The sequence below is a fragment of the Pseudomonas sp. GV047 genome (assembly GCF_003058245.1).
Taxonomy (GTDB): domain Bacteria; phylum Pseudomonadota; class Gammaproteobacteria; order Pseudomonadales; family Pseudomonadaceae; genus Aquipseudomonas; species Aquipseudomonas marginalis.
Window position 1 is genome coordinate 159,907 of sequence record NZ_QCWA01000011.1, and the last position, 16,669, is coordinate 176,575.

Genomic DNA, 16,669 nt, shown 5'->3' on the forward strand with positions numbered 1-16,669 from the left:
CAAAAAATGTGGGAGGGGGCTTGCCCCCTCCCACATTTGGTTTTGTTTCAGGTCTTCAGGCCTGCAGAGCCAGCTCGATCAGCGCGTGCAGTTCTTCAGCCGTCAGCGGCACGCTTGAGAACAGAATACGAAACACCGTCGGCGCTGCCAGCAGATTGATCAAGTGGTCCACGCTCGGTGGCGACTGGTGCGGATAACGGTCGACAATCGCCTGAAGCTGCCCACTCAAGATGCTCACGCAGTAGCCCGGCGTCCCCCTGCATTGCAGGTCGCGCATCATGTTGCGGCCCGGCTCCGAACTCATCTCATCCAGGTATTGCTCGGCCCACGCCCGCAAGTCGCCACGCAGGCTGCCGGTGTTGGCGGGCTCGCTGTCGGGGCGCATACGCGCCAGGGCCACATCCGCGAGCAGCACCGAGAGGTCGCCCCAGCGCCGGTAGATAGTCGAGGGCGTTACGCCTGCGCGCGCGGCAATCATCGGCACCGTGACACTGGAGCGCTCATGGGTTTCGAGCAATTCACGCACGGCCGAGTGGACCGATTCCTGTACCCGGGCACTGCGGCCCCCCGGGCGGAGGCCTTCTTTTATCGCCATGCTTGTGACCTTAACACAAAGAATTTGCTTTAAGCGCCGGCGAGTAGCACACTCCGCAAAAGCAAAAAATTAGCTTTAGCGGAGCGTGCCCATGTCCAGCCTCACTTCTCATCGTTCCAGCCTGGTGTTCCTCGCGGTCACGTTGCTGACGTTTCTCGCCGCTTCCAGTGCGCCGACACCGTTGTATCACCTGTATCAGGAGGGCCTGCTTTTTTCGGCGGGCACGCTCACGCTGATCTTTGGCGTGTACGCCTTGAGCCTGTTGGCGGCGCTGTTGACCGTGGGCTCGCTGTCGGACCACCTGGGACGCAGGCCCGTGATTTTTACGGCATTGGTCCTGAATATGTTGGCGATGCTGCTGTTTATCAATGAAGACAGTGTGGCCTGGCTGATCGCAGCGCGTACCGTACAGGGGTTTGCCACCGGCATGGCCACGGCGGTGCTGGGCGCGGCCTTGCTCGACACCGACCGCCAGCAGGGCCCGCTGGTCAACAGCGTGGCACCTCTGCTGGGCATGGCGTGCGGTGCGATGGGCAGCAGTGTGCTGGCGGAGTTCGCGCCACTGCCGACGCAGTTGATCTACTGGACGCTGCTGGCGCTGATGCTGATGCAGGCGCTGTATGTGTGGCGCCTGCCGGAAACCGTTGATCGTATTCCCGGTGCACTGGCCTCGCTGCGCCCCACGCTGCATGTGCCGCCCCAGGCGCGTCGCGCGTTGTGGCTGTCATTGCCGGTGGACGTGGCGGTGTGGGCGATGGGGGGCTTTTACCTGTCCCTGGCGCCGTCGCTGGTACGGGCGGCGACAGGCTCTACATCGAACCTTATCGGTGGCGGCCTGGTGGCGGTGCTGACGTTGAGCGGGGCGCTGATGATCTTCACCCTGCGCAATCGCCCGGCCAGCAAGGTGCTGCGCCTGGGCGCGACGCTGCTGGCGGTGGGGGTGGCGCTGATCCTTACGGCGGTGCACAGCGCCAGCCTGCCGCTGTTTTTTATCGCCACATTGATCGCCGGCAGCGGCTTTGGCGCCGGCTTTCTCGGCGCATTGCGCAGTGTGGTGCCGCTGGCTTTGCCCCATGAACGGGCAGGCTTGATGTCGGCATTCTATGTGCTGAGTTATTTGGCGTTCTGCTTGCCTTCGCTGCTGGCGGGCAACCTGATTCGCCGCTTTGGCCTGATCGTCACCACCGACGGTTACGGCGCCGTACTGATCCTGCTGGCCCTCGGGGCGTTGGTCGCCTTGCTGCTGCAGGATTCGGCAAAATCCAAGGCGGCCTGCATATCTGTAAAGTAGATAACAGTTAGAGATATTACCCGTTATATAGATATTCGATCAGGTTCTACCATGGCCTCAACCTCATGCGAGGAAGAGGATTGCCATCATGAACTGCTCGACGACCATCAGCTACAAACCCTTCAGTCACCTGACCCGGCCTCGGGAAGTGATTCGCCAATTCACCCCCAACTGGTTCGCCGCGACCATGGGCACCGGGGTGCTGGCGCTGGCCCTGGCGCAATGGCCGGTCAACCTGCCAGGTTTGCAGGCCATTGCCGAAGCACTGTGGTGGTTCACCATTGGCCTGTTCATTCTGTTCAGTGCCTTGTATACCGCGCGCTGGGTGATGTTTTTCCACGAGGCGCGGCGGATTTTCGGGCACTCCACGGTCTCGATGTTCTTCGGCACCATCCCCATGGGCCTGGCGACCATTCTCAATGGCTTGCTGCTGTTTGGCCTGCCGCGTTGGGGCGCCGATGTGATCCCGCTGGCCGAAGCCCTGTGGTGGCTGGATGTGGCGATGGCCCTGGCCTGCGGTGTGCTGATTCCCTTCATGATGTTCACCCGCCAGGAACACAGCATCGACCAGATGACTGCGGTCTGGCTGCTGCCGGTGGTGGCGGCCGAAGTCGCCGCAGCCAGCGGCGGCTTGCTCGCGCCGCACCTGGCGGACGCTCATTCGCAACTGGTGATGCTGGTGACCAGCTACGTGTTGTGGGCGTTTTCCCTGCCGGTGGCGTTCAGCATCCTGACCATCCTGATGTTGCGCATGGCCCTGCACAAACTGCCCCACGCCAACATGGCGGCGTCGAGCTGGCTGGCGTTGGGCCCGATCGGTACCGGTGCCCTGGGCATGTTGTTGCTGGGCGGCGATGCTCCGGCGATCTTTGCCGCCAATGGCTTGCCCGGCGTGGGTGAAATAGCCAATGGGCTTGGCCTGGTCGCAGGCATCACCCTGTGGGGCTTCGGCTTGTGGTGGATGCTGATCGCGGTATTGATCACCCTGCGTTACCTGCGCGGCGGTATCCCGTTCAACCTGGGTTGGTGGGGCTTCACCTTCCCGTTGGGGGTGTACGCCCTGGCCACGCTGAAGCTGGCGAACCTGCTGCACCTGGGCTTCTTCAGCGCCTTCGGCAGCCTGCTGGTGGCGGCGTTGGCGCTGATGTGGCTGATCGTGGCCAAGCGCACTGTGCAGGGCGCCTACAAAGGCGAGCTTTTTGTTTCGCCGTGCATTGCAGGACTAGGGAATAAGTAAGCGGAGTTAGGTAAAGTCGTGGCCTGATAACTATTAGGCCACGCAGGAACACGGACGATGAGCCACCCCTCACAATTCACCTTGCTGCGCACACGGCGCTTCCTGCCGTTTTTCATCACCCAGTTGCTGGGCGCTTTCAACGACAACATCTTCAAGCAATCGCTGATCCTGGCGATTCTCTACAAGCTCACCATCGACGGTGACCGCAGCATTTGGGTCAACCTGTGCGCCTTGCTGTTTATCCTGCCGTTCTTCCTGTTTTCGGCGCTGGCCGGGCAGTTTGGCGAGAAATTCAACAAGGATGCGTTGATCCGTGCGATCAAGATCGGCGAGATCGTGATCATGGCCGTCGGTGCCACAGGCTTCCTGTTCAACCATTTGGAATTGATGCTGCTGGCGTTGTTTGCCATGGGTACCCACTCGGCGCTGTTCGGTCCGGTGAAGTACTCGATCATGCCCCAGGCCCTGCACGAAGATGAGCTGGTAGGTGGCAACGGCCTGGTGGAGATGGGCACGTTCCTGGCCATCCTGGCCGGCACCATTGGCGCCGGGATCATGATGTCGTCCACCCATTACGCGCCGATCGTGGCGGTGGCGATTGTCGGCGTGGCGGTGCTGGGTTACCTGGCCAGCCGCAGCATTCCACGGGCGGCCGCATCCACGCCGCAACTGCGCCTGGACTGGAATATCTTCACCCAGTCCTGGGCCACGCTGCGCATGGGCCTGGGGCAGACGCCCGCGGTGTCGCGCTCGATTGTCGGTAACTCGTGGTTCTGGTTTGTCGGCGCGATCTACCTGACGCAGATCCCGGCCTACGCCAAGGAATGGTTGTACGGCGATGAAACCGTGGTCACCCTGATCCTCACGGTGTTCTCGGTGGGCATCGCCCTGGGCTCGATGCTCTGCGAAAAACTCTCCGGGCGTAAGGTGGAAATCGGCCTGGTGCCGTTTGGCTCGTTCGGCCTGACGGTGTTCGGCCTGCTGCTCTGGTGGCATTCCGGCGGTTTCCCGCAGAACGTCCAGGCCAACGATTGGCTCGCGGTGCTCAGCTACGGCCAGGCCTGGTGGGTGTTGTTCGATATCCTTGGCCTGGGTGTGTTCGGCGGCTTCTATATCGTGCCGCTGTACGCGCTGATCCAGTCGCGTACCGCCGAGAACGAGCGGGCGCGGGTGATCGCCGCCAACAACATTCTCAATGCGCTGTTCATGGTGGTCTCGGCGATCGTGTCGATCCTGCTGCTGAGCGTGGCCAAGCTGTCGATCCCGGAGTTGTTCCTGGTGGTGTCGCTGCTCAACATCGCGGTCAACGCCTACATCTTCAGGATCGTCCCCGAGTTCACCATGCGCTTCATGATCTGGCTGCTCAGCCACTCCATGTACCGCGTGGAGCATCGCAACCTTGACGCTATCCCTGATGAAGGCGCGGCGTTGCTGGTGTGCAATCACGTGTCGTTTGTCGATGCGTTGTTGATCGGTGGCGCGGTGCGTCGGCCGATTCGCTTTGTCATGTACTACAAGATCTACCGTTTGCCGGTGCTGAACTTTATCTTCCGCACCGCCGGGGCGATTCCGATTGCCGGGCGCAATGAAGACATCCAGATCTACGAAAAGGCCTTCACGCGCATTGCCCAGTACCTGAAGGACGGGGAGTTGGTGTGTATCTTCCCGGAAGGCAAATTGACGGCGGATGGCGAGATGAATGAGTTCCGTGGTGGGGTGACGCGCATCCTGGAAGAGACACCGGTGCCAGTGATTCCGATGGCGTTGCAGGGGCTGTGGGGGAGTTTCTTCAGCCGCGATCCGCACAAGGGCTTCTTTCATCGGATCTGGTCGCGGGTGGTATTGGTGGCGGGTGAGCCTGTTGCCGTGGAGGCGGCTACGCCTGCGCAGTTGCAGGCGGTGGTGGGTGTTTTGCGGGGGAGTGTCAGGTAGTTCTGTGCTGGATGTACCGGACTCATCGGGGGCTTGCCCCCGATGGCGGTAGCGGCCTAAGCGCTGATCTTAAGCCCAACAAGCCCGCAAATGATCAACGCCACACTGGCCAATCGAAACAACGCCATGGACTCCCCGAACAGGACAATCCCGGCAATCACGGTGCCCACCGCGCCCACACCGGTCCAGATGGCATAGGCGGTGCCCAGGGGCAGTTCTTTCATGGCCAGCCCCAGCAGGCCGAGGCTGATGGCCATGGCGGCAATCGTCAGGGCGGTGGGCAGTGGCTTGCTGAAACCGTCGGTGTACTTCAGGCCGACGGCCCAGCCGACTTCGAACAGACCGGCAAAAAACAGAATGATCCAGGACATGATGACCTCGCTTCCATAGGCGGGGTCGTCCCCGGATTGTGCGCCTCGACAGCGTCGCGAGGTCGTCCCCGCGAAGCCCGGTAGAGTGCCGAAAATTGATCATGCGATCAAGTTTGCGGCGTGTTCTCCAGTACGCGGCGGTCTTCCTTCTCGCTCATGCGGCGGAAATACGTCGACAGCAATGCCCCGGAAATATTGTGCCAGACACTGAACAACGCACTGGGCACTGCCGCCAACGGCGAAAAGTGCGCGCTGGCCAAGGCGGCGCCCAGCCCTGAGTTCTGCATGCCCACTTCCAGTGCCAACGACTTGCGTTGGGCCAATGGTAGTTTGAACACACGGCCGGTGAAGTAGCCCAGCAGGTAGCCGAAGCTGTTGTGCAGCATCACCACAGCCATGATCAGCAGGCCCGATTCGGCAATTTTCGCCTGGCTGGCAGCCACTACCGCGGCGACGATGATCACAATGCTGACCACCGACACCAGGGGCAGCACGTCCACTGCATGGCGGACCCGCTCGCCGAGCACGCGTTGCGCGACCACGCCGAGCACGATCGGCAGCAGCACCACTTGCAGGATCGACCAGAACAACTCCATGAACGACACCGGCAACCAGGCCGAGGCCAACAGCCAGATCAGCGCCGGGGTGAGCAGCGGGGCGAGGAGGGTGGTGACGGCAGCGATGGCCACCGACAGCGCCAGGTCGCCACGGGCCAGCCAGGTCATCACGTTGGATGAGGTGCCGCTTGGGCAGCAACCGACCAGGATCACGCCGACGGCAATTTCCGGCGGCAGGTGAAAGGCCTGGCACAGCAGCCACGCCACCCCCGGCATGATCACGAAATGCGCGACCACGCCCAGGGCCACGCGCCACGGGTGGCGAGCGACTTCGGCGAAGTCTTCAAGTTTGAGGGTCAGCCCCATGCCGAACATCACCAGGCCCAGCAGCGGGACGATGGCGCTTTTCAGGCCGATGAACCAGCTGGGCTCGAGGAACGCGACAACGGCGAAGATCAACACCCAGTAGGCGAAGGTATTGCCGACGAAGCGGCTCAAGGCGGCGAGTGCGCGCATGGGGGTGTCCTTGTTATTAGATTCTTGAAGTGCAAATGCGATCAAATGTGTGAGGGGGCAATTCCCCTCCCACAATTTGATCTTCAAACGGCTTAGATACCTTGCGGGGTTTCTTCGCCGCCGAGGGCTTCGATCAACGCCGGCAGGAAGTCGCCGAAGGTCAGCATCATCAGCGTGAAGCTGGCGTCCAGCTGACCCAGGGCCTCTTCGCCACCGTCCTGTTCCGCCTGGTCTTGCAGCAGGTCTTCGAACTTCAGGCGCTTGACGGTCATCTTGTCGTCAAGCATGAAGGACAGCTTGTCCTGCCAGGCCAGGGATAGTTGGGTCACGACTTTGCCGGTGGTCAGGTGCAGCTGGATTTCTTCGCTGGTCAGGTCCTGACGCTTGCAACGCACAATGCCGCCGTCTTCGTGGGTGTCGCGCAGTTCGCATTCGTCGAGGACGAAGAAGTCATCGGCCGGTTTCTGGGTGGTGACCCAGTCGGTCATGATGGCGGTGGGCGCGGTTTTCACGGTGAGTGGGCGCACCGGCAGGGTGCCGATCACTTCACGCAGGGTGGAGAGCAGGTCTTCGGCGCGTTTCGGGCTGGCCGAGTTCACCAGGATCAGGCCTTGCTTCGGCGCGATGGCGGCAAAGGTCGACGAGCGGCGAATAAAAGCGCGGGGCAGGAAGGCCTGGATGATTTCATCCTTGATCTGGTCGCGTTCCTTTTTATAGACCTTGCGCATTTGCTCGGCCTCGATCTCTTCGACTTTCTCTTTCAGTGCGTCACGCACCACGCTACCCGGCAGGATGCGTTCTTCCTTGCGGGCGGCGATCAGCAGGAAGTCACCGCTGACGTGAACCAGGGGAGCGTCTTCACCTTTACCGAACGGTGCGACGAAACCGTAGGTGGTCAACTCCTGGCTGGCACAAGGGCGCGCCAGTTTGGTGGCCATGGCCGCTTCCAACGCCTCGGCATCAACAGGCAGATCTTGGGTCAGGCGATAGATAAGCAGGTTCTTGAACCACATGGGGTGAGTCTCTCCTTTATACAAAGGGGGGCATTATTCTCTTGATAGCGCCCCAGGCCAACCCTGCCTAAGCCATTGGAAGGCCTCAAAAAAAAGATTTAAGAAAGTGCTTGCCAGACATAAGGTCGCTCCGTAGAATGCGCGCCACACCGAGACGAAGGGTGATTAGCTCAGCTGGGAGAGCATCTGCCTTACAAGCAGAGGGTCGGCGGTTCGATCCCGTCATCACCCACCATTCGCTTCATGTGTTACGCGCAGCGGTAGTTCAGTCGGTTAGAATACCGGCCTGTCACGCCGGGGGTCGCGGGTTCGAGTCCCGTCCGCTGCGCCATATTCGGTAGCCTGGAACGCTGAACGCCAGGTCACCACAGAAAGCCCGCCTGATCGCGGGCTTTTTGCTGTCCAGAATATGGCAAAAAATCGTGCGCTAAACTTTTTTTGAATAAATTGCATTTAAATCAAGACATTACGATTTTTTGGTGTATGATGCGCCCACACCGAAACGAAGGGTGATTAGCTCAGCTGGGAGAGCATCTGCCTTACAAGCAGAGGGTCGGCGGTTCGATCCCGTCATCACCCACCATTCGCTTCACGTGTTACGCGCAGCGGTAGTTCAGTCGGTTAGAATACCGGCCTGTCACGCCGGGGGTCGCGGGTTCGAGTCCCGTCCGCTGCGCCATATTTGCTTCCACTAAGGCCCACTGAACGCCTGGAAGCTACGGAAATAGCGGCCTTGAGCCGCTTTTTTCGTTTTCTGAATTCCACTGGAATCCATCTTCAGCCACGGTTTTTAAGTACACATTTAAGTACACCGCTGGCACAGCCTTTTACGATTCCTTGCGCATCAATTTTCGTATTGGTCCGTCTACCGCTGGGTTGTATTCCCCTCCTTGATCCAATAGGAGGTGTCTGATGGCTCTGACAGATACAGCGATCAAGCAAGCCAAGCCCGCCAGCAAGCCTTATACGTTAACTGATGGGGATGGCTTATCTCTGCAAGTGCCTACTACGGGTTCGAAACGCTGGCATTTCCGTTTCTATTGGCATGACAAGCAATTGCGCATTTCCCTCGGCACCTATCCTGACGTTAGCCTCAAGGAGGCTCGCCAGCGGAGAGAGGCTGCACGTGCGCTGGTGGCCAACAATATCGATCCCCGCTCACATCGTCGCGCCGAGCGCCAAAAAGCCTCTCACGCCGCCAACAACACGTTTGAAGCGGTTGCTGGTCGCTGGCATGAGTTCCGAAGTAAAAAGCTGACGAAAAGTAAGAAGGGCAGTGCAGGGCAAGCCAGTAAATACCTGAAGAAGGACATGCTGCCGTGCTTGGGCGATCTTCCGATCTCAGATATTTCTCGTGGTGACGTGCTGGAGCTCATTAGGCGAATTGAGCGCAGAGGGGCGCTGGTCTCTGCTCGAAAGGTGCGCACCTGGCTCAACCAGATCTTTCGTTTTGCTATGGCGGAAGGGCTTGTTGATGTGAACCCAGCAGCAGATCTTGATATCGTTGCCGAGACGCCGCGACCAGTTCGCCATAATCCCTTCCTCCAGGTAAATGAACTTCCAGGACTACTCAGGGCCGTAGCCCACTATGGTTGTGCAGAAGCGACACGGCTTGGTATTCTTCTATTGCTGTTGACAGGGGTACGTACAGGAGAGCTAAGGGCGGCGAGGCCAGACCAATTCGACCTCGACAAAGGGATCTGGTTGGTGCCGCCGGAGGGTGTCAAGCAACTCCGGAGCCGTGTTCGAACCCAGGGGGATGAGATCCCACCTTATGTGATTCCACTGTCTACCCAAGCAATTGCAATTGTGCAGCGGCTAATGCAGTTAAGGGCGCGCGGTGCGCGGTACCTACTGGTTCACCGATACGAACAGCAGGAAATGATCAGTGAAAATACCCTTAACACTGCGATCAGCCGCATGGGGTACAAAGGAAGGCTCACCGGGCATGGCATCAGGGCCACCATTTCAACGGCGCTCAACGAGGTTGGCTTTGTAGAAGAGTGGATTGAGGCGCAGCTTTCACACGCTGATACCAACCAAATTCGGGCTGCATACAATCATGCAGAATACGTCGAGCCGAGACGTAGGATGATGCAATATTGGGCGGATTTAATAGATGCGCTAGAGGGCGGCGTTTCTCCGCCTACGCCCGAAGCATACATGCCGCATACCGGGCGAATTTCAACGGGGTGTCTGAGTGCGCAGTGGAAGTCGGCTGATTAATAGTATGGGGTGCTAGGGGTCGAGTGTTCGAATCACTCCGTCCCGACCATATAATTCAAGGGGTTGCGAGATTTTATCTCGCGACCCCTTTTTGTTTTTTGGCGTTTTTACCCCTACAAACCGGCTGGCTCTAAGTGGAATCTACAGCGGATAATGCTGGCAGATTTAACGTAGCAACGCAGACTTCAAAACGGCCCATGCGTTTTCACGCAGCCTGGGCCAAAGATGCCGGTCGTCGATCACAGCATTCTGTAATCCCCAGTCTTGGCGTTGCGGGCGGCCGTCCGTGAAACGCTATTGCGCAGCGTAACTGACCTCTCTCCAACGGTATTAGCCTTCAGTTTAAAAGGATGTGAACAAGTAGCTTGCGATCAAGCGTGTCTCGTCAATATCTCTGGCAGCGTCACTTCGATAGGTTGCATTCCGTAATCGCACAGAGAACCCCTTCAACGATCCCTGGAAGGCGTAGTTTACGTCCACATCACGCTCCCACTCTTTCTCGGCACCGACCGTCTTCAGACCGTCTCCCCGGATATAGGCAGTGAAGAAGCTCAGTCCTGGGATACCCATGGCTGCGAAGTCGTAACCATACCGCAGCTGCCAGCTACGTTCGCCAGCGCTTCCGAAGTCGTGGTACTGAACGTAGTTGGGCAGGTAGGGGTTATTGATGTAAGGAAAGCCCGTAGCACCGCCCATGACTTGGTAGGTCGCCATGACGCTATGCCCATTGTCCAGGGCGTAGCCGAGCGCGGCAGCGTATGCGCGGTTATCAACCTCTCCTGCTTTAGCTGCGCCAACATCACGACTTGAGAAAGCACGCAGGTCAGTGGTCAACGTACCTTTGCCGAGGCGCGTGTTGTGTATCAACCCAGCGAACTGCTGGCGGTACACATCATCAAGCTCGCCATAAAAGTACGTTGCACTTAGCGCTGGCGTCAGCTTGTAGGTCCCGCCGCCATATCGATAGTTATCGCCGATACCGGTTGCACGATAGCGACCGTCTTTCACCGCGAGGGTGATGTCCTGAAGGTCGGTAGAGTCGGGCGTAATCGTCTTATCGAATTGAGCCAGGTTCAAGGTCAGGCGATCTACGTCGGTAGAGTTGATCTGCCAGCCCTGGAATGTCTGAGGAAGCAGTCGACTGTTGTTGTACTGAAGAACCGGAACCTTTGGCAATGACATCCCATAGCGCAAGGATGTCTGAGATATTTTGAGTTTGACGCCATAGCCTGCTTTTGAATATTCATCAACGGCCTCACCGGAAGCCCGTTTGGGGAGGAGGCCGCTACCGGAACGGTCTGGGCTCGAGTCCAGTTTGTAGCCCGCAAACACCAGTGCGTCGACGCCAAAGCCGATGATTCCCGGTGTGTATCCCGACTCATAGTTGAGCAAAAAACCTTGAGCCCATTCTTCTCTTTTGGAGACGCCCGTTCCCTGACGAAAATCCCCGTTGTAGTAGAAGTTTCGTGCTTCCAGGCGAATCTTGCTGTCCGCGATAAAGTCATCGGCCATTGAGGTGTCGATGGAGATAAGTACAGGTGTGAGCAAAGCAACATATAAGGCGCGGTTCATTTTTATTATTTTCCTGACGCAGGGAGTCGCTGCTCGGTGCTGGACCGAACAGAGACTGTTTAGATATGGTGTGATCGATAGAGCAGAAGTTTTACGGTTTGGTGCCAAGTTCCAGAGCAAGCTTGTCGCGATCCAGTTCTTTTTCCCACGCTGAGACAACCAGCGCGGCGACACCGTTACCAACCAAGTTAGTCATGGCAAGGCCGGTGCCCATAAAGCGGTGGATACCCAGGATCAACACCATGCCCGCCACCGGTACAAGCGGCACCACCATCAAGGTGCTGGTCAACATGACGAAGGCTGCCCCTGACACACCGCTGGCACCTTTGGAGGTGAGCATGGCCACGATGACTAACGTAAGTTGCTGAGAAAGTGACAGGTCGATATTCAGCGCTTGAGCGATGAACAGCACCGACATCGTCAGATAGATGTTGGTACCGTCGAGGTTGAAGGAATAACCCGTGGGAATAACCAGCCCGACGACAGGTTTGGAGCAGCCCAGTCGTTCCATTTTTTCCATGATCTGAGGCAGAACGACTTCCGACGAACTGGTGCCGAGAACGACCAACAACTCCTCTTTGATATAAGAGATAAAGCGCAGGATGCTGAACCCGCAAATTTTCGCGACTCCACCCAGTACCACAATCACGAACAACGCGCACAAAATGTAGAAGCTGCCCACCAGTTTCATGAGAGGGAGAAGTGCGCCGACGCCGTAAGTACCGACGGTGAACGCGATGGCGCCGAATGCGCCGATGGCGGAAAGCTTGGCGATGATGTGCACGATGCGAAAGAACACGCCGGACAGGCCTTCGATCATGTCGTAAACCGGTTTGCCTTTCTCACCCATGGCTGACAACGCGCACCCGAAGAGTACGGAGACCAGCAATATGCAAAGCACGTTACCTTCTGCAAACGCCTGAACAAACGTCGAGGGAATGATCCCCATCAGAAATTCGACCATGTGCATGTGCTGAGCCTTCTCGGCGAAACCAGTGACCGCCGACGCGTCCAGCGAATTCACATCCACATTGAAACCTGCACCTGGACTAAACAGGTGACCACCGATAAGGCCGATCAGCAGTGAAACAGTGGAGATGACTTCGAAGTAGAGCAGTGCTTTCCCTCCGACTCGACCCACTTTTTTCAAATCGCGCATACCGGCGATGCCGGTAACGACTGTGCAGAAAACCACAGGGCCGATAATCATCTTGATCAGCTTGATGAACGCATCGCCCAGCGGCTTGAGATCGGCCGCAAAGGTTGGCCAGAAATGGCCGACGGCAACTCCCGCGATAATCCCCAAAAGGACTTGAAAGTACATCGCGCGATAGAAGGGCGGCTTAGTCTTCACCTTGATAGGAATGCTTACGTTTACCTGAGCAGATGCAGGACTGGGGTTCATGGCGTTCACTCACTGAAAGTCTTATTTTTGGAGGTGCAGCAAAGGTGTTGCGCTTAGCGTCCGTATAGCTTCATCGGGTTATCGATCAGCAGTTTTTGACGCAGCAGAGGATCGGTACAGAAGTCGAACATCAGATCAACCAACCCGCCGTCGTTGGGCATGTCTTTACTGATGTTCGGATGCGGCCAATCAGTGCCCCACAGTACGCGATCTGGTGCCATCTCAATCAGTCGCTCTGCGAACGGAACCGCGTCATCGAATGGCCTCCGGCCCACTGATACACGCTCTGCGCCACATACCTTGACCCACGCCAGCGGGTTTTCCATCAGTTGCTGCAATGCGAGGAAGGACTGCTGCTCAATGCCATCCTGAGCTTTGACCCTACCCATGTGATCGATGATGAAAGGTACCGGTATCCGCGCTAATCTCTGCGCATAGGTGAGGATGTCTTGTGCATCAAGGTGCAGGACGACGTGCCATCCCAAATCCGCAAGGCGATCCACAGTGCTATCAAAGACGTCCAGGTCTGGCGCGCCACCCAGATGTGCAACGAAGTTGAACCGAACGCCGCGCACACCGCCAGCATCCATCTCGGCAAGCTGCTCATCGGTTTCGCTGCCGTCAACGATTGCTACGCCTCGATACCGTCCTTCACTCCGTGCAATAGCGTCGAGCATTGCGCGATTGTCACTGCCGTGACAGCTGGCCTGGACAATGACTCCGCGAGTGAATCCCAAGTGGTCGTGCAATGCCCGCAACGTTTCAAACGCGGCGTCTGGTGGGGTATAGCTACGATCTTCTGCATAAGGGAAGTCAGCCGCAGGGCCGAAAACGTGGCAGTGAGCATCCCAAGCGCCCACAGGAAGTGGCTGCTTTGGTTTTGTAGGATTGGCGTCAGGGGCGAGGCAGGTTTTCATCTCGTGTCCTTTAGTTATCGTTAGCGGAAGCGATGGCCGATGGTGGCCGTCTCGACGCCTTACAACAACAAGACACAGGCTCTAGCAGTTATGCGGATTTTGCATGCGTCTATTCAGTCTATGCAGATCTCACGAACCAATGACAGGGTCTGTTCTGCCAGGCGTGACAGCGGACGCTGCTCAAACGTGGCGATAAATAAGTGTGTCTGGATGGACGGATCAAAGATCTGTGCAGCTTTGAGTCCTTCTAGCTTCCCGTCGCCGTTTGCCAAAGCCGAGCGAAACAGTACGCCGTAGCCCATGTTGAGATTGATCAGCTCCAATAGCGACGGGATGCTATCGACCTCCAGGCAAACATTCAGATGCACCTCATGTCTCGACGCTTCATTCTCGATGAGGCGGCGTATGGAGTGAGGTTCGCTGGGAGTGATTAAAGGGTATTGGCCCAAGTCTTTCATCGATACCTGGGAAGGGAGGTTGGAGTGCTGGCTACCTATGAGCATCAATGGTTCCGAGTGGATGTGCTCATATTGCAGTTGTGCGCTGTGGCCAGGATTGAAGAGCAGTGCGAAATCCAGGCGACCCAGAAGCAGCCACTCGCGCATCGAATGAGTCAGGCCTTCCTTGATCCCCAATATGCAGTCAGGAAAGCGCTCTCGGAAGGCAGAGACCACTCCCACGGTATGGCGTCGGGAAATACTTGGAGGAAGCCCGACGACTACCTTGCCAGACAATGTGTCGCGTTGTTCGCGCAGGTCTTCACGAGCCACCTGCACCTGCCGCAAGATGCCTTTGCCATGATCGAACAAGCGTTGCCCGGAGGCCGTCAGCAAGACCCCCCGACCATTTCGCAAGAGCAGATGCTCCTGCAGCTCGACTTCAAGCTGCCTGACCTGACGGCTGACGACCGATTGAGAAATGTTCAGTACGGCAGCCGCTTTGGTGAAACTTCCGAACTCGGCCACCCTGACGAAACATTCGAGCTGTTTTAGATCCATGGGGGCGACTCTGGGAAAAAGGCTATGTTACCGCTTTTCCTGAATTGCGCTTCCATGAGCGATTGGACTGCCATACAGCGTGTCGATCAGGTTTATCCAGTTGAATGGCTCAAGGTGTGAGTAATCAATATCGGCATCAATCATGGCATCGACGAGCCCGAGTTGGGCGCTGACGATGGCTTGGCTCATGTTCGGAACCACGTCGACGTCGCGAGCGGTTTTTGCGACCTCTTTCATTTCCTCCGCGCGGCGCCGACCGTGCTCTGCCACGCGACTGATCAGGTAGTGGGGGAGTGCGCCGTCCCAACCCATCTGCGGGAAACTCTTGTGCAATGACGCCAGCACTTCGTCCTCGGCATGGTATTGGCGAGCTGTACTCAAGCATTCGGTGGTGAGTGCTTCCAGGCCTTTGATCATGATGCTTCGACACATCTTTATCGCCGACGCTACGCCAACCACCTCCGCCACTACCCGCACGTTCATGCCTATGCCGCTTAATCGTTCAGCGACCAGGGTGGCGTGTTGGCCGCCTAACAGGATCGGTGTTTTCAAGCGTTGCGGTGGTACCGGCGCCATGACGGCGGCATCGATGTAATCGACGCCATGCTGCTGCATCGCTATGGCCGCTGCGCGCTTGGTAGAGGGCGCCACTGAGTTGATGTCGATGAACAGTTGTCCGGGCTTCATCAGTGACGCCGCGCTCAGTGCGACTTCGAGTGCGTTATCCGCTGTGACGGCTGAAATGATCCACTTGCCAAGCGCTATCGCTTGAGCCGCACTCTCGCACAGTTGAACGCCACACCGCAGGGCTTTTTCATGCAGCGCTGCTCGTTTGGCCGGGTCTTCAAGGAGGCGATCATAGGCGTAGATCTTTACGCCCTGTGCCGCAAGATCCTCGCCCAGAATGGCACCGGCTTCGCCGAAGCCGATCATGGATACGGTCGTGGTCATTACGATTTCACCGGTTTTTGCCAGACGTTCCCAGAAATGAGCACGTTGCCTTCGAACAACAGCCGGGCCGTGCGCACCAACCCGCAACCGGCTAACTGATCGTCAATCACACGCAGCTCCACCGTGAACTCGCCGGTTGGATGCTCGACAGACAATTGGACTCGATCACCGGTTTCTACTTGGGCCAAACTGCTCGCGACTGTCCCTTGAATCAGGCAGGCAGATGCGACACTGACAGCGCCGAACACCCCTATTGACGTGTGACAGCGGTGAGGAATGAAGGTACGGCTGCGAATGGCGCCTCCGTTGCGGGGGGCTGCTATCAGGGACATTTTCGGTACTGTGCGCTCGCGCACATCCCCCAGATTCATCAACGGGCCCGCCTGCAGCCGGATCGATTCCAGCAACGCTTTGAGTGCCATGTTGGCGTCCAGTTGCTCGGGGTTTTCATCGCCCGTGCACCCCACATCAGTCGCCCTGATCAGCACAACAGGCATTCCATTGTCGATACACGTCACTTCAATGCCATCGAAGCGGTCAATGGTATTTCCGGTAGGCAAGAGCGCTCCGCAACTGGAGCCGGCAATGTCTTCGAACTCGACAATCAGAGGAGCACTGGTGCCAGGAACGCCATCGATGCGGGTATCCCCTGCGTACTCGACGATGCGACCTGGTGTGCGGACGTTAGCCACGGCGATCTGGCCGGTGTTCACCATAAAAATCCGCACGGTCGTCAGCGATTCGTCTGCGCTGATCAGCTCTCGCTCGATTGAAAAGGGGCCGACACCTGCGAGGATGTTTCCACAATTCTGGCCGTAATCCACTTGAGCGTGTTCGACTGAAACTTGAGCAAACAGATAATCGACATCAGCGTCCGGGCGATCTGAACGGCTGATGATGGCGACCTTGCTGGTCAACGAATTTGCGCCCCCGATGCCATCTATCTGGCGTGTATCGGGTGAGCCCATGACGGCCAGCAATACTCGATCACGCAGCTTACCTTCAGGCGGCAGGTCGTCAGCCAGGAAGTAAGCGCCCTTGGAGGTGCCTCCACGCATCATGAGGCATGGAATTCGGGTCTGGCGCAT

At 57.8% G+C, this 16,669-nt stretch carries 14 protein-coding genes and 4 tRNA genes; 8 read left to right on the forward strand and 10 right to left on the reverse strand.

The window, feature by feature from the left end:
* Positions 1–55: 55 nt before the first annotated feature.
* Complete coding sequence (locus C8K58_RS24950; protein WP_108574512.1) at positions 56–595, reverse strand: TetR/AcrR family transcriptional regulator; 540 nt, start codon at positions 593–595, stop codon at positions 56–58.
* A gap of 91 nt (positions 596–686) precedes the next feature.
* Here C8K58_RS24950 and C8K58_RS24955 point away from each other — a divergent pair, with 91 nt between their 5' ends.
* The 3 genes from C8K58_RS24955 (at position 687) to C8K58_RS24965 (ending at position 5,055) form a co-directional block, all read left to right on the forward strand.
* On the forward strand, positions 687–1,886 hold the full coding sequence (locus tag C8K58_RS24955; protein ID WP_108574513.1) for an MFS transporter: 1,200 nt from the start codon (positions 687–689) through the stop codon (positions 1,884–1,886).
* Between the two features lie 88 nt (positions 1,887–1,974).
* The gene (locus C8K58_RS24960) at positions 1,975–3,123 is read left to right on the forward strand and encodes a TDT family transporter (RefSeq protein ID WP_108574514.1); all 1,149 of its coding nucleotides are present in this window, start codon (positions 1,975–1,977) and stop codon (positions 3,121–3,123) included.
* A 57-nt stretch (positions 3,124–3,180) separates the two neighbouring features.
* The gene (locus C8K58_RS24965; protein WP_098480067.1) at positions 3,181–5,055 is read left to right on the forward strand and encodes an MFS transporter; all 1,875 of its coding nucleotides are present in this window, start codon (positions 3,181–3,183) and stop codon (positions 5,053–5,055) included.
* 56 nt (positions 5,056–5,111) lie between these two features.
* Here the strand turns inward: C8K58_RS24965 and sugE are convergent, their stop codons facing one another.
* The 3 genes from sugE to rdgC form a co-directional block, all read right to left on the reverse strand.
* The gene (sugE, locus tag C8K58_RS24970) at positions 5,112–5,426 is read right to left on the reverse strand and encodes a quaternary ammonium compound efflux SMR transporter SugE (RefSeq protein ID WP_027607103.1); all 315 of its coding nucleotides are present in this window, start codon (positions 5,424–5,426) and stop codon (positions 5,112–5,114) included.
* A gap of 107 nt (positions 5,427–5,533) precedes the next feature.
* Positions 5,534–6,499 carry a bile acid:sodium symporter family protein gene (locus tag C8K58_RS24975; protein ID WP_027607104.1) on the reverse strand — a complete coding sequence of 322 codons (966 nt, stop codon included), beginning with the start codon at positions 6,497–6,499 and terminating at the stop codon, positions 5,534–5,536.
* 92 nt (positions 6,500–6,591) lie between these two features.
* The gene (rdgC, locus tag C8K58_RS24980; protein WP_108574515.1) at positions 6,592–7,512 is read right to left on the reverse strand and encodes a recombination-associated protein RdgC; all 921 of its coding nucleotides are present in this window, start codon (positions 7,510–7,512) and stop codon (positions 6,592–6,594) included.
* 159 nt (positions 7,513–7,671) lie between these two features.
* Between rdgC and C8K58_RS24985 the strand changes: the two genes are divergently transcribed.
* From C8K58_RS24985 to C8K58_RS25005, 5 genes are all read left to right on the forward strand, one after another.
* Positions 7,672–7,747, forward strand: a tRNA-Val gene (locus C8K58_RS24985).
* 19 nt (positions 7,748–7,766) lie between these two features.
* Positions 7,767–7,843, forward strand: a tRNA-Asp gene (locus C8K58_RS24990).
* Between the two features lie 176 nt (positions 7,844–8,019).
* Positions 8,020–8,095: transfer RNA gene (locus C8K58_RS24995), tRNA-Val, on the forward strand.
* 19 nt (positions 8,096–8,114) lie between these two features.
* A tRNA-Asp gene (locus C8K58_RS25000) sits at positions 8,115–8,191 on the forward strand.
* A 233-nt stretch (positions 8,192–8,424) separates the two neighbouring features.
* Positions 8,425–9,738, forward strand: a complete 1,314-nt coding sequence (locus C8K58_RS25005; RefSeq protein WP_108574516.1) for an integrase arm-type DNA-binding domain-containing protein — start codon at positions 8,425–8,427, stop codon at positions 9,736–9,738.
* Between the two features lie 342 nt (positions 9,739–10,080).
* Here the strand turns inward: C8K58_RS25005 and C8K58_RS25010 are convergent, their stop codons facing one another.
* From C8K58_RS25010 to C8K58_RS25035, 6 genes are all read right to left on the reverse strand, one after another.
* Positions 10,081–11,310, reverse strand: a complete 1,230-nt coding sequence (locus C8K58_RS25010; protein WP_108574517.1) for an OprD family porin — start codon at positions 11,308–11,310, stop codon at positions 10,081–10,083.
* A gap of 91 nt (positions 11,311–11,401) precedes the next feature.
* The gene (locus tag C8K58_RS25015; protein WP_024658406.1) at positions 11,402–12,715 is read right to left on the reverse strand and encodes a dicarboxylate/amino acid:cation symporter; all 1,314 of its coding nucleotides are present in this window, start codon (positions 12,713–12,715) and stop codon (positions 11,402–11,404) included.
* Positions 12,716–12,768: 53 nt separating this feature from the next.
* Positions 12,769–13,632, reverse strand: a complete 864-nt coding sequence (locus C8K58_RS25020) for an amidohydrolase (protein WP_108574518.1) — start codon at positions 13,630–13,632, stop codon at positions 12,769–12,771.
* A 113-nt stretch (positions 13,633–13,745) separates the two neighbouring features.
* Positions 13,746–14,630, reverse strand: coding sequence for a LysR family transcriptional regulator (locus C8K58_RS25025; protein WP_108574519.1), 885 nt, complete (start codon positions 14,628–14,630; stop codon positions 13,746–13,748).
* A 27-nt stretch (positions 14,631–14,657) separates the two neighbouring features.
* A complete protein-coding gene (locus C8K58_RS25030; protein WP_178087839.1) occupies positions 14,658–15,581 on the reverse strand; it encodes an NAD(P)-dependent oxidoreductase in 924 nt (307 codons plus the stop codon).
* The gene (locus C8K58_RS25035) at positions 15,581–16,669 is read right to left on the reverse strand and encodes a 4-oxalomesaconate tautomerase (protein ID WP_108574520.1); all 1,089 of its coding nucleotides are present in this window, start codon (positions 16,667–16,669) and stop codon (positions 15,581–15,583) included. The genes C8K58_RS25030 and C8K58_RS25035 overlap by 1 nt, the downstream gene beginning before the upstream one ends.

Bases quoted from the DNA above. Each gene is read 5' to 3' on its own strand.
- sugE (WP_027607103.1), bottom strand. From the start codon at position 5,426: ATGTCCTGGATCATTCTGTTTTTTGCCGGTCTGTTCGAAGTCGGCTGG.
- C8K58_RS24960 (WP_108574514.1), top strand. From the start codon at position 1,975: ATGAACTGCTCGACGACCATCAGCTACAAACCCTTCAGTCACCTGACC.
- C8K58_RS24975 (WP_027607104.1), bottom strand. From the start codon at position 6,499: ATGCGCGCACTCGCCGCCTTGAGCCGCTTCGTCGGCAATACCTTCGCC.
- rdgC (WP_108574515.1), bottom strand. From the start codon at position 7,512: ATGTGGTTCAAGAACCTGCTTATCTATCGCCTGACCCAAGATCTGCCT.
- C8K58_RS25020 (WP_108574518.1), bottom strand. From the start codon at position 13,632: ATGAAAACCTGCCTCGCCCCTGACGCCAATCCTACAAAACCAAAGCAG.
- C8K58_RS25005 (WP_108574516.1), top strand. From the start codon at position 8,425: ATGGCTCTGACAGATACAGCGATCAAGCAAGCCAAGCCCGCCAGCAAG.
- C8K58_RS24950 (WP_108574512.1), bottom strand. From the start codon at position 595: ATGGCGATAAAAGAAGGCCTCCGCCCGGGGGGCCGCAGTGCCCGGGTA.
- C8K58_RS25035 (WP_108574520.1), bottom strand. From the start codon at position 16,669: ATGCGCCAGACCCGAATTCCATGCCTCATGATGCGTGGAGGCACCTCC.
- C8K58_RS25010 (WP_108574517.1), bottom strand. From the start codon at position 11,310: ATGAACCGCGCCTTATATGTTGCTTTGCTCACACCTGTACTTATCTCC.
- C8K58_RS25025 (WP_108574519.1), bottom strand. From the start codon at position 14,630: ATGGATCTAAAACAGCTCGAATGTTTCGTCAGGGTGGCCGAGTTCGGA.
- C8K58_RS24965 (WP_098480067.1), top strand. From the start codon at position 3,181: ATGAGCCACCCCTCACAATTCACCTTGCTGCGCACACGGCGCTTCCTG.
- C8K58_RS24955 (WP_108574513.1), top strand. From the start codon at position 687: ATGTCCAGCCTCACTTCTCATCGTTCCAGCCTGGTGTTCCTCGCGGTC.
- C8K58_RS25030 (WP_178087839.1), bottom strand. From the start codon at position 15,581: ATGACCACGACCGTATCCATGATCGGCTTCGGCGAAGCCGGTGCCATT.
- C8K58_RS25015 (WP_024658406.1), bottom strand. From the start codon at position 12,715: ATGAACCCCAGTCCTGCATCTGCTCAGGTAAACGTAAGCATTCCTATC.